Origin of the sequence: Parabacteroides sp. AM08-6 (assembly GCF_003473295.1) — a bacterium.
GTDB lineage: Bacteria > Bacteroidota > Bacteroidia > Bacteroidales > Tannerellaceae > Parabacteroides.
In genome coordinates this window covers 341,072-353,375 of the sequence record NZ_QRMP01000001.1, presented here as the reverse complement: position 1 = coordinate 353,375, position 12,304 = coordinate 341,072, and the positions used below count along the sequence as shown (strand labels likewise).

The following is a 12,304-nucleotide window of genomic DNA, read 5'->3' as shown; positions in this document are numbered from 1 at the left end:
AAATCATAAGAAATCTCTCTTTTAAAATTTTCGCCACGCAAATATACTTATTAATTTGATACTAAAGTAAAGAATGGTTATAAAACATGTAAAAATATTTAACCTCAATTGTATCAACAAGCCGTAAATACAATATATTTGCAGCATTGCAATCTCTACATTGCAAAATTGACATTGAAAATACGAATAATGACACTTGAATAAATTACTGTCGAATATGGAAATGGAAAGAAAAAGAGTTTACACGTTCGGAGATGGAAAAGCCGAAGGTAAAGCAGATATGAGAAATCTGCTGGGTGGAAAAGGTGCAAACCTTGCTGAAATGAATTTAATAGGTGTTCCTGTTCCTCCGGGTTTCACTATTACCACAGAAGTTTGTTCCGAATATTACGATTTAGGCAAAGACAAAGTGGTTGAGTTGCTGAAATCGGATGTAGAGAAGGCTATAGGCAATATCGAAAAGCTGATGAACTCCAAATTCGGAGATGTGGCAAACCCTCTATTGGTATCTGTACGTTCCGGTGCCCGCGCTTCCATGCCGGGTATGATGGATACAATCCTGAACCTGGGATTGAATGACGAAGTGGTGGAAGGTTTGAGCATTAAGACGAATAACCCGCGTTTCGCATGGGATTCTTATCGTCGTTTTGTTCAGATGTATGGCGACGTAGTGCTAGGCATGAAACCGACCAACAAGGAGGATATCGACCCGTTTGAAGCAATCATTGAAGAGGTGAAGAAAGCAAAAGGTGTGAAACTGGATAACGAACTGGATGTTGACGACCTGAAAACATTGGTTGCTAAATTTAAAGCAGCCGTTAAGGCGCAAACCGGTCGTGATTTCCCGACTTCTGCTTACGAACAGCTTTGGGGTGCTATTTGTGCCGTATTTGATAGCTGGATGAACGAACGTGCTATCCTCTATCGTAAAATGGAAGGTATTCCTGCCGAATGGGGTACGGCCGTATCTGTCCAGGCAATGGTATTCGGAAATATGGGTGAAACTTCCGCTACAGGTGTTTGCTTCTCCCGCGATGCAGGAAACGGTGAAGACTTGTTTAATGGTGAATACCTGATTAATGCACAGGGTGAAGATGTGGTAGCCGGTATCCGTACTCCGCAGCAGATTACAAAAATCGGTTCTCAGCGCTGGGCTGAACGTGCCGGTATTCCGGAAGAAGAACGTATAGCGAAATATCCGTCCATGGAAGAAGCAATGCCGGAAATCTACAAACAGTTGGATGCTATCCAGACGAAGCTGGAAAACCACTATTGCGATATGCAGGATATGGAATTCACGGTTCAGGAAGGTAAATTGTGGTTCCTGCAAACCCGTAACGGAAAACGTACCGGTGCGGCGATGGTTAAGATTGCCATGGATTTGCTCCGCCAGGGTATGATTGATGAGAAAAAGGCCTTGCAGCGCATCGAGCCGAACAAATTGGACGAACTGCTTCATCCGGTATTCGACAAACAAGCTCAGAAAAATGCGAAAGTTTGGGTAAAAGGTCTTCCCGCATCTCCGGGAGCTGCTACCGGACAGATTGTATTTTTCGCTGATGATGCCGCCAAATGGCATGCCGACGGAAAGAAAGTCGTGATGGTGCGTATTGAAACTTCTCCGGAAGATTTGGCCGGTATGGCTGTAGCCGAAGGTATTCTGACTGCCCGCGGAGGTATGACTTCTCATGCTGCGGTTGTGGCTCGTGGTATGGGTAAATGTTGTGTATCCGGTGCCGGTGCTTTGGAAATCGATTATAAGAATAAAACGGTGGATGTTGACGGAGTTACATTGAAAGAAGGTGATTATCTTTCTATAAACGGTACGACCGGTGAAGTTTATGTCGGCCAGGTTGAAACCCGTGCCGCCGAATTGTCCGGTGATTTTGCCGAATTGATGAAGTTGGCAGATAAATATACCAAATTACAGGTTCGTACAAATGCGGATACTCCTCATGATGCTGCTATCGCCCGTGGTTTTGGTGCTGTGGGCATCGGACTGTGCCGTACGGAACATATGTTTTTCGAAGGTGAGAAAATTAAGGCCATGCGTGAGATGATTTTGGCAGAAAATGCGGAAGGTCGCAAATTGGCATTGGCAAAAATTTTACCTTATCAGAAAGAAGACTTTAAGGGTATATTCAAGGCAATGGCCGGATGTCCTGTAACTGTACGTTTACTCGATCCTCCTTTGCATGAGTTCGTTCCTCACGACTTGAAAGGTCAGGAAGAGATGGCTGAAGCAATGGGTGTGTCTGTGAAAGAAATCCAAAAGCGTGTAGAATCGCTTTGCGAACATAACCCGATGCTGGGCCATCGTGGTTGCCGCTTGGGTAATACTTATCCGGAAATTACAGAAATGCAGACACGTGCTATTTTGGGAGCAGCATTGGAATTGAAGAAAGAAGGTGTGGAAGCCAAACCGGAAATTATGGTTCCGCTGACCGGTATTTTGTATGAATTCCAAGAACAGGAAAAGGTTATCCGTAAGGCAGCCAAGGAATTATTCGACGAAATGGGCGACAAGATTGATTTTAAGATTGGTACAATGATTGAAATTCCTCGTGCGGCTTTGACTGCCGACCGTATCGCTTCTTCAGCAGAGTTCTTCTCGTTCGGGACAAATGACTTGACACAGATGACATTCGGTTACTCGCGTGACGATATTGCTTCTTTCTTGCCGGTTTATCTGGAAAAGAAAATCCTGAAAGTAGACCCCTTCCAAGTTTTAGATCAGAATGGTGTCGGCCAGTTAATCCGTATGGCTACGGAAAAAGGTCGTAAGGTCCGTCCGGATTTGAAATGCGGTATTTGCGGTGAACATGGCGGTGAACCTTCTTCTGTTAAATTCTGCCATAAAGTTGGCCTGAATTACGTATCCTGCTCCCCGTTCCGCGTGCCTATCGCACGTATAGCGGCAGCCCAGGCAGCGATTGAAGATTGATTCCCGATAATAATAAGAATTTAAGCTACTTAAGAAGGATTTCCTTAATAGGGAATCCTTCTTTTGGCTTTTTAGATATCTCTCTTTTCTGTTAAAAGGGTAAATTCTTTATAAAAAGTATTCGGTTTAAAGATAAAATCATGTATATTTGTTTTGAAAGAGAAACAAAAAAACAATATCTACGTATGGAGCGGTATTTAATAATTAAGACAAGAGATGAGTTGTTGCGTATCAAAATAGGGCAAATCCTATATTTTGAAGCCGACAGAAATTATACCAGATTGTTGTTATCCAACGGGATTCAATTTACGTTTGCAATAAATATAGGAAAAATCGAAGAAATTTTGGAAAGACAAGTGGCCGGATGTAATGCGATACTTATGCGTGTAGGCAAAAGCCATATCATTAATAAGAACCATATTTTGCAAATTAATTTGCCGAAGCAAAAACTGTTATTGCTTACGGCTGATGGAAAACCCAGGGAATTGGTCATATCGAAAGATCCTTTGAAGGTCTTGAAAGACACACTCGAAAAGGAAATGGGTAAACCGGAAGAACCAAAAGAAGTAAAGGATGGTAATTAAAATAGGAAAAGCGGAAGATAACGATTTTGTAGTCAGGGAGCATCCTCATGTAAGCAGACATCATGCACGTCTGATTCGTGAAGATGACGATTGTTGGCTATTGGAAGATTTAGGCTCTACTAACGGGACTTTCGTGAATGGTGTACAGATAGTAAAAAAGCGTGTGGCGTTGAAAGACGTGATTACGTTGGGTGACAACTATGTGCTGGATGTGTCGGAAGTACTGAAATATAATAATGATTATAGCGAAGAGTTTGCTGCTTTGAAAAAAGTATATGATAATTATATTCAAGCAAAGATTAAGATACAATCATCTAATCAATTTAAAACCAGGCTATTCCAATCGCTTCCTTTTGCGATACCGGGAGTTGTCGGGGTTGTGATTGGTTTTTTAGGAAAGGGTAGTCCCGAGCTGTTTGGCTTGAGTTTGTTCATTACCGTTTGTGCCCCGACCGTCGGTATTTACCTGGGTGCAAAACAGTCGGCTAAGACGCCTCAGTTGCTACAAGATATTGCCAATCAGTTCAAGATAGATTATGTATGTCCGAAATGCGGTACCTTTCTGGGTGAAATCCCATGGGAATCGTTACGAAATAGAAAACAATGTCCTGTTTCATCTTGTAAGGCAAAATGGGTGAGTGAATAGTGTGTTTGTATGTAAAAGTAATACTTTCGTACAGAAACTCCAAACCTTTGATTATAAGATACAATTCTATGTTTCCTAATCAATTACTTTCTCTATTTTTGCTACAAATTTATTAAACAAACAATACAATGCAAGAAGAGGATTACACATTCGTAACTCTGGACACCGATGATGCGATGTTGTCGGATGTCGTGGTAGTGGATGTGGATGGAGGAAACGATTTGGCAGATGTTGTGATGATTGACGAAAATCTGGATGTTTCGGATTTTATTACTTTATCTGACGATACGATTATGCTGTCCGATGCAGATATGCTGGATACATACTCGACGGACATGGATGGTTCTGACATATCATTCATTATATGATTTCCGTAAAATGTCCACATTGCCATGTAGGGTTAAAGGTAGACGAGGGGAAAATTCCCCTCGATATTACCTTTTTTAATTGTCCCAAATGTAAGCAGCCGATACCGGTTTCCATGCTTTCTTTGGGTAAGGGGCAAAATATGCCGGAATCCGATACTGTGCTTATCCGACCTATCAAAACCACAACCGGCCGGCTTTCTGTCATCGCAAATGACGATACGCCGGAACAAGTCTTTTCTCTTTATGAGGGACTTATAATTATCGGCCGGAAATCCAATGCATCCAAAGCGCAGTTCGGTATTGTTACAGCCGACAAATCAATGAGCCGGGAACATATTCGGATAGAAGTGAAAAAAGATGCAAAAGGAGGCTATAAACATTATCTTTCTGATAATAATAGTAAAAATAATACGTTATATAATAGCAATTACTTAAAGCATGGAGAAATAGTTGTGTTGAGTAATAATGATGAAATCGTTATTGGTCACACAGTTCTTCGTTTTAATGAATAAAAGTCAGTTATGCTATGAATATAACAATTGGTAAACCTTGGGCTGTATGTGAAAAGGGAGGCAGACAGAATAATGAAGATTCCATCTACCCCTTACCGGAAAGGATAAATGCCAATCAGCAATTGTTTTTGGTTTGTGATGGAGTCGGCGGAGCGGAAAAAGGCGAAATTGCCAGCGCTTTGGCTTGTGAGTCTTTCCAAACTTATTTTTCAACTTTTCTGAACGGCGAAGCTACCGAAGATTTTATTAATAAGGCGATTCGTTATACGGAGGCCCGTTTCGACGATTATGTCTCGGTTCATCCGGAAGCTAAAGGTATGGCTACAACTCTGACAATGGTATCGGTGGGAAAAAATGGTATTACGTTGGCACATGTTGGGGACAGCCGGATTTATCATCTTCGACAAGGAGAAATACTCTATCAAACGGAAGACCATTCGCTTGTTAATTCTTTAGTAAGATTAGGCAAAATAACCAGAGATGAAGCTGCCCATCATCCTCAAAAAAACGTGATTTTACGCGCTATTCAGGGAACGGAACATCCAACGGAGGCAGATGTCGTTCTGTTGGATAATATTCAAGCCGGTGATTATTTGTTTATGTGTACGGATGGCGTATTGGAACGTGTCAGTAATCAGGAATTAACCTCTATTTTTAGAAAAAACGGTTCACCGGAAAATATAAAAAACGATTTGATGGTTTCTTGTAGCGGTAAAACCCGGGATAACTTCTCTTTTTACATAATACCGATACAAAATGTGTTAGATTCTACAGGTTTTAAGCAAAATATTCTTTCTTTCCTTTATTCTTTTATATAAATAACGTAATTTTGGCAGATTAATAGAATTGCGAAAGTAGTTATGAATTTGCCAAACGGACATATTCTTCAGAATGGAAAATATAGAATCACTCGTGTAATCGGTCAGGGCGGCTTTGGTATAACTTACAAAGGCATCTGGTTTACAGAGGTTAAAGGGGCTTTAGGTACAGTGAAAACTGAAGTTCCGATCTGTATAAAAGAGTATTTCTTCAAGGATTATTGCTATAGGGATACTGATTCATGTGTGGTACAGGTACATTCTGAAACAGGAAGGGTGCTTTTTGACAAGTTTAAGGAAAAACTTATCAAAGAGGCTAAAATACTTTCTGAGGTTCATCATCCCCATATAGTAAATGTATTAGAGGTATTCGAGGAGAATGGAACGGCTTATATTGCAATGGAATATATTTCCGGTAACTCTCTGAAATATTTGCTTGACAGGGAGGGAATGCTTTCGGAAAATACCGTTTTAAGGTATGTCCGCCAGATAGGGGAAGCTTTGCAGTTTGTTCACGAGAATAATATCTTGCATCTGGATATCAAGCCGAGCAACATTTTGATTGATGCCGAAGGAAAAGCACGGTTGATTGACTTTGGTGTGAGCAAGCGGTATGATATAGAGCAACAGGAAACCAGTACGACCATGTTGACTTTATCGAAAGGATTTGCTTCGATAGAGCAATATGACAATGAAGGCACGCTGAATTTCTCACCTTGTCCTGATATATATTCACTGGGGGCAACCATGTATAATTTGCTTACCGGTAAGATACCGACGGAATCCATTTTGCGGGCAACCCGGCCTTTGCTTAATCCGAGAGAATTGAATCCGGCCATTAGCCCCAAAACCGATGCTGCAATTATCAAAGCAATGCAGATTATTCCGGCGGAACGTTTTCAATCGGTATCAGAGATGCTTGCAGCCCTGGACTTTCCGGCAGATAATGAAAATGCTGAAAAAAAATTGCCGGATACGGATGTGCGGAATGCACAGGATGAAGGAGATACAACTGTTCTGTATGCTTCCGGACGGGTATCACAGCCGGAAGATGATGAAGAAAATACAATTGTAAATAATAATACGGAAATAATTCATACTTCTTTTAAAGGCAAAGAGAAAAAGAAGAAGAAAAAAGGAGTCATTATATCTGTAGTTATTGCTATATTTGCCTGCGTTGGTTCTGCTGTTGCTTTCTTTGTTCAAGGAAACAGGCCTTTGTCGGATAAAACTGATATGGTAAGCATGGCTCCGGAGCAAATACCGGAAAAACTTGAGATTATACCTTCTCAAATAGATTCTGAAAAGGTTGAAGAGGCTGTAACTACTACTCAAAAGACAGAGGAAAAACAAGCTCCTTCATCAGTTAAGAAAGAAACGGAAAAAAAAGTAGATACACCTCCGGTTAGTAAGCCGGTGACAAATACAAAACCGGTAGTGAAGGAGAATGCGGACGAGACAATCGCACAGCCTGCAAAACCAACAGAAGAAGAAATTGAAGCGGAATATGAAGCTTTGATTACTTCCGGAAAAACAAAAATGAATAATGCAGATTATGCTAATGCAAAAAAAGACTTTACCAAAGCAAAAGAAACCAAGTTGACGGAAGATGTTGTTAGACTTCTTATCACTTGCGACGAAAAGGAAGCTGAAAAGCTTTTGGCAGACAGAAAAGCTCAGTATGAAGAAAAGATGACTTTTGGAAAATATAAAATAGTGCGAAAGAAATCTACCGGAAAATACGGGGCTATCGATACAAACGCGGAGGAACATATTCCCTGCAAATATCTGAATGTCGGAATCGCTGATAATGGTCGCGCTTTTGAACGGGAGGATGGTTTGTTCGATATTTATAATACGGACGGCACTTTGGTGAGTAAGGGATTAACGTACTATTAACGTATTTGTTTTTATGAAAAGACATTGGATTTTAATTTTATTGGTTGTGCTGCCTTTTTGTTTAACGGCCCAGCAGAAGACTGAATATAATAGAAAAGGGGATGAGGCTATGAAACGCCTCGATTATAGCGATGCCCGCATGTGGTATGAGGAAGGTGTCGTAAATTGTGACTTCTATAGTATAAATCAACTGACTACTATCTGGCTTGCAAATCAGCGGATGCGTCCTTCCATGCGAAGTCTGATGAATAAATGCTTGAATTGTTTGAATGTGATGGCCAATGAGAATGATACGATAGCCATCAATCGTTTGGTTGTTTATTATACGGAGGGTATCGGAGTACCGAAAAGTGAAGAACTTGCTTCTTATTGGCAGGAGCGTTTGGATGTACTTCGTAAACCGGTCGAATACACAAAACCATCCGATATGGAAAAACAGAATAAGCCGAAAGTTCCGATGAAATTTTTTATCGGTTATGCTTATTCGATAGAGGCCCCTTATGGCATAACCATAGGTGGAGTGAAAAATAATCTTGGATGGTTTGCCCGTTTTCGCACGAATATGTCATTTAGTGACGATTATGTCGGTGAATGCCGTGGGGAAGGTGAAGTTGTCGGGACTCTGCCGGGTGAGCCGATATTTAATTTCACCAATAAGAAAAAAACAAATAGTTATGCCGCTACGGCAGGATTAGTGGTAAAATGTGCTCCTTGGCTTTATACTTCTATCGGTTTGGGGTATGGTAATCGTGAACTGCTATGTGAATATGAAACAATAGATGCTTCGGATTACCGAAAACATGCTTCTTATTGGTGTAAAAACATAGACTATTCTTATAAAGGAGTGGCTGCCGATTTGGATGTGATGATTAAAATGGGACCGGTCTTTGTCAGTGCCGGTTGCAATACCATTAATTTTAAATATGTGGACCTGAATGCAGGTTTGGGTGTATTTTTCTAATAAGATAAGCTATGAAACATCTATACTTAATTTTGTCCGTTTTTATCTTTTTGAATGTATTGTCCGGCTGTGTGGATGATCCGGATATGGATACAAAGCTTCAAAATGCGAAAGCGCCAGAAGTCTCTGAGACCGAAAATATTAAAGTGACAGCTTCTTCAATCGAAGTGCGTGCGAGTATTATAAAAGAAAATGGTTCTCCCATAGTAGAATGTGGTATCTGTTGGAGCGAGGACAAGGATACCGACCCCAAAGACAACCTTCGGAACAATCGCAAGGTAAAAGCGGAAAAAACGGAGAACGGAGTATTTACCGCCACAATCTCGAATTTGGATGATGAGACGAATTATTATGTATATGCTTACGCAATAAATAAAACGGATACGGCTTATTCCGCTACAGTGATGAATTATAAAACAATCAATGGAGTAGGTGAAGTCAAAATAATGGAGCCGGACAGTATTCATGCAACTTCTGTTTTTCTTTGTGGTAAAATCACAAGTAGAGGCGAAGGTACAATAAAAAAGGTTGGTTTTTATCTTTCCGATGAAGAAGGGAACCGGGAGTTATCTGATAAAGATTCAACGATTCTCTATAATGTACCGGGTGTTGACATCAATAAGATTGATTCTTTTACTTGGCATGTGACTGATTTGAAACCTGAAACTAAATACTATGTAAGAGCTTTTGCCGAAAATGATTTTGGAGAATTTGCATTTAATATCGATTCTTTTATCACATTAGACGGGAAACCCAAGGTCGGGGCTATAAAAGTGGATAGTACGAACTATACCTCAGCTTTTCTTTCTGCGATATTGGAATCGGAAGGTGATGCCGAAGTAACTTCCTATGGTTTCTGCTGGAGTACTTCTGATAAACCGGAAATCGGACAGGCTGGGACTGATACGATAGTAAGCGTGGAAATGACGGACGGCAAATTTATAGGAACCATCCACGATTTGGAAAATTCAAAGAAATATTTTGCCCGTGCGTATGTGACGAATAAATTTGGAACGACATATAGTGAAAGTACCAATTTTTCTACTTTGAATAAAACGCCTAATATCTTGACTTCCCCTATTGATAAAGCCTTGATATTAAAAGGTTCTGCTGTCGTAGGCGGAGAATTGCAGAATGGCGGGGAAACGGAAGCTGTAGAGTGGGGTATCTATTGGTCTACAGATAAAAAAGATTTGAAACAACATAAAGAAGTTGCGACAGATAGTTTATTTACGTTTACTCTGTCCAAACTGAAAGGTGCTACCACTCATTATGTTTATGCGTATGCTAAAAATCAAAGCGGGTGGACCGGATATGGAGATACCCTTTCTTTTACAACCCCGGATATATTCACGAATAAAAATGTATATTCTTCCCCTCGTGGTTTCTCAGCGGCTTTTACAATGGATAATCAGGCTTACATCGTAGGAGGCGATATGGGAAATAAGCAAACGGATGAATTATTGAGTTATGTGCCGGAACGAAATGAATGGGTTACTTTAAGTCCTTACAAGGAAGGGGCATTTTCTGACATGACAGCTTGTACGGATGCGAATAATCAGATATTTGTGATTGGAGGAACGGATAAACAAAATGCCGTTACATTTTTTAGTTCATATAATATCGATGGAAATAGTTGGACTTCTCTTCCTGCGGTAGATAATGGACGTTTTGACGCGATTAGTTTTGCTTATAAGGATTCAATCTATTTTATCGGCGGACAAGATTACCGAGGTTCATCTGATGAAATATCCATATTTGATAAGACGAATAATGAGTGGAAAACATCTTCAGCGAAATTCCCTGTGGCACAGCGTAAAGGTTTGGCAGTCGTTGTTAATGACAGTGTATATGCGGGGTTGGGAGAAGCAAATCAGAGAGGTTTTTGGTTGGCTACTGATACATTGACCCATTGGGATAGTATTGATATACCGGCAAATATCGGAGTGGTAACTTCCGGAGCTTACAACGAACAGCGGAATAGTATTTTTATGATTGATGACAATAGTAAGATTTGGGAATTCAAATTGGAAAATCAAGAATGGATTGGACATTCTGTTCTTAAAAACAGTATGAAAAACTATCATATATTTATACTGGACGGAACTATTTATATTTTGGCACAGCATATATACAATCCTAATCAATTTGTAACCTACGATCCGGATTGGGATAATTAAGACGATGAACAGAGCAAAGATATTAGAACAGATACAGAGAAATGTCGAACGATTGTCGGCGGCTAATCTTCCGGAATATAAATACATTCCGTTACATCAAAAACCGTCGCCATCGATTACTTCCCTCCGAGAAATTATGCGTTTGTTGCGCACCGTTATTTTCCCCGGTTTTTTCGGTACGGAGCAGGAAGCCAAGCATGGTTCCATACAATACTATACGGGAGTGTATCTGGAACAGATATACGACCTACTACATGAGCAAATATATAACGGACTCTGTTTTGAGGTGGAACGCTGTTGCGATTCGAAAGAGCATGCTTCTGAAATAGCTATTGCTTTTATTAATAAAATTCCTCATATCAAATATCTGCTTTCCACGGATGTAAAAGCAATTTTAGATGGAGACCCGGCTGCTAAAAGTCCAAGTGAAATAATATTTTGTTATCCGGCTATTCATGCCATTTTATATCAGCGGGTTGCACATGAATTGTTAAAACTGGAGGTTCCTGTCATCCCTCGCATTATTACGGAAATGGCTCATTCGGACACGGGTATCGATATTCATCCGGGAGCCAGTATCGGAGAATATTTTAGTATTGATCATGGGACTGGGGTTGTTATCGGACAAACAACCATTATTGGTAATCATGTAAGATTATATCAGGGTGTCACATTGGGAGCAAAGAATTTCACTCTCGACGAAGAAGGGTTGCCGATGGATATACCCCGTCATCCGATTATAGAAGATTATGTAACTATTTATTCCAATGCCTCTATTTTAGGAAGAATAACGATAGGTCGTGGTTCTGTTATAGGGGGGAATATTTGGTTGACGAATAGCGTACCTCCAAATTCAAAAGTTCTACAAACACGCGCCGTAGAAGATAAATAGAAAAAAGAGATGTTTGTTTAATAAAATATCGTATGTTTGTGGCATTCTCTTAGAGAATTAACTCTCAAAATCGTCAAGCCATGAACAAAGTGAAAACATTGGATGATTTGCGGAAAATGCGTGAATCTTTACGCTCAACCTTAGATATCCGTGAAAAAAGTAATCATCCTGAGCAGATTGTACAAATTAAAGTTTCTATGGCAACCTGTGGCATTGCTGCCGGTGCAAAGGAAATCATGAGCTACTTTATTAAAGCGTTGGAGCGGGAACGAGTAGATGCATTAGTGACACAAACTGGGTGTATGGGGCTTTGTTATGCGGAACCTACTGTGGAAGTGACAGTCCCGGGAAAAGAGCCAATCGTTTTTGGCCATGTGAAAAGAGAAAGAGTGGATGAGATTATCAATAAATATATCCAACAAGGTATTTTGGTTGACGGAATTATTCCTGTAACCTATACTGCGATAAAAACAGACTAATAACCTTTTTCTAATATTTAT

At 40.2% G+C, this 12,304-nt stretch carries 11 protein-coding genes; all 11 read left to right on the top strand.

All coding sequences use genetic code 11. The annotated features are described in order from the left end of the window. Positions 1 to 223: 223 nt before the first annotated feature. Positions 224 to 2,944, top strand: a complete 2,721-nt coding sequence (ppdK, locus tag DW103_RS01365) for a pyruvate, phosphate dikinase (protein ID WP_122273866.1) — start codon at positions 224 to 226, stop codon at positions 2,942 to 2,944. 185 nt (positions 2,945 to 3,129) lie between these two features. Continuing rightward, complete coding sequence (locus DW103_RS01360) at positions 3,130 to 3,528, top strand: LytTR family DNA-binding domain-containing protein (protein WP_122273959.1); 399 nt, start codon at positions 3,130 to 3,132, stop codon at positions 3,526 to 3,528. Next, complete coding sequence (locus DW103_RS01355) at positions 3,518 to 4,174, top strand: FHA domain-containing protein (RefSeq protein ID WP_122273865.1); 657 nt, start codon at positions 3,518 to 3,520, stop codon at positions 4,172 to 4,174. The genes DW103_RS01360 and DW103_RS01355 overlap by 11 nt, the downstream gene beginning before the upstream one ends. A 128-nt stretch (positions 4,175 to 4,302) precedes the next feature. Continuing rightward, the gene (locus DW103_RS01350) at positions 4,303 to 4,542 is read left to right on the top strand and encodes a hypothetical protein (protein WP_122273864.1); all 240 of its coding nucleotides are present in this window, start codon (positions 4,303 to 4,305) and stop codon (positions 4,540 to 4,542) included. Beyond that, a complete protein-coding gene (locus DW103_RS01345) occupies positions 4,539 to 5,054 on the top strand; it encodes an FHA domain-containing protein (protein WP_122273863.1) in 516 nt (171 codons plus the stop codon). Before DW103_RS01350 ends, DW103_RS01345 begins: the two co-directional genes overlap by 4 nt. Before the next feature lie 14 nt (positions 5,055 to 5,068). Further along, positions 5,069 to 5,872, top strand: coding sequence for a PP2C family serine/threonine-protein phosphatase (locus DW103_RS01340; RefSeq protein ID WP_122273862.1), 804 nt, complete (start codon positions 5,069 to 5,071; stop codon positions 5,870 to 5,872). A gap of 42 nt (positions 5,873 to 5,914) precedes the next feature. Continuing rightward, positions 5,915 to 7,771, top strand: a complete 1,857-nt coding sequence (locus tag DW103_RS01335) for a serine/threonine-protein kinase (protein ID WP_122273861.1) — start codon at positions 5,915 to 5,917, stop codon at positions 7,769 to 7,771. A 13-nt stretch (positions 7,772 to 7,784) separates the two neighbouring features. Beyond that, on the top strand, positions 7,785 to 8,732 hold the full coding sequence (locus DW103_RS01330; protein ID WP_122273860.1) for a hypothetical protein: 948 nt from the start codon (positions 7,785 to 7,787) through the stop codon (positions 8,730 to 8,732). A gap of 11 nt (positions 8,733 to 8,743) precedes the next feature. After that, a complete protein-coding gene (locus tag DW103_RS01325; RefSeq protein ID WP_122273859.1) occupies positions 8,744 to 10,912 on the top strand; it encodes a hypothetical protein in 2,169 nt (722 codons plus the stop codon). Positions 10,913 to 10,916: 4 nt separating this feature from the next. Then, positions 10,917 to 11,804, top strand: coding sequence for a serine O-acetyltransferase (locus DW103_RS01320; protein WP_122273858.1), 888 nt, complete (start codon positions 10,917 to 10,919; stop codon positions 11,802 to 11,804). An 80-nt stretch (positions 11,805 to 11,884) separates the two neighbouring features. Then, positions 11,885 to 12,283 (top strand): ferredoxin, encoded by a 399-nt coding sequence (locus DW103_RS01315; RefSeq protein WP_122273857.1) that lies wholly within the window; start codon positions 11,885 to 11,887, stop codon positions 12,281 to 12,283. Positions 12,284 to 12,304 lie beyond the last annotated feature (21 nt).

What these genes read in the sequence shown, in the direction of transcription:
- DW103_RS01315 (WP_122273857.1), top strand. Translation starts at nt 11,885, where the DNA reads ATGAACAAAGTGAAAACATTGGATGATTTGCGGAAAATGCGTGAATCT.
- DW103_RS01325 (WP_122273859.1), top strand. Translation starts at nt 8,744, where the DNA reads ATGAAACATCTATACTTAATTTTGTCCGTTTTTATCTTTTTGAATGTA.
- DW103_RS01320 (WP_122273858.1), top strand. Translation starts at nt 10,917, where the DNA reads ATGAACAGAGCAAAGATATTAGAACAGATACAGAGAAATGTCGAACGA.
- DW103_RS01340 (WP_122273862.1), top strand. Translation starts at nt 5,069, where the DNA reads ATGAATATAACAATTGGTAAACCTTGGGCTGTATGTGAAAAGGGAGGC.
- DW103_RS01330 (WP_122273860.1), top strand. Translation starts at nt 7,785, where the DNA reads ATGAAAAGACATTGGATTTTAATTTTATTGGTTGTGCTGCCTTTTTGT.
- DW103_RS01350 (WP_122273864.1), top strand. Translation starts at nt 4,303, where the DNA reads ATGCAAGAAGAGGATTACACATTCGTAACTCTGGACACCGATGATGCG.
- DW103_RS01335 (WP_122273861.1), top strand. Translation starts at nt 5,915, where the DNA reads ATGAATTTGCCAAACGGACATATTCTTCAGAATGGAAAATATAGAATC.
- DW103_RS01360 (WP_122273959.1), top strand. Translation starts at nt 3,130, where the DNA reads ATGGAGCGGTATTTAATAATTAAGACAAGAGATGAGTTGTTGCGTATC.
- ppdK (WP_122273866.1), top strand. Translation starts at nt 224, where the DNA reads ATGGAAAGAAAAAGAGTTTACACGTTCGGAGATGGAAAAGCCGAAGGT.
- DW103_RS01355 (WP_122273865.1), top strand. Translation starts at nt 3,518, where the DNA reads ATGGTAATTAAAATAGGAAAAGCGGAAGATAACGATTTTGTAGTCAGG.
- DW103_RS01345 (WP_122273863.1), top strand. Translation starts at nt 4,539, where the DNA reads ATGATTTCCGTAAAATGTCCACATTGCCATGTAGGGTTAAAGGTAGAC.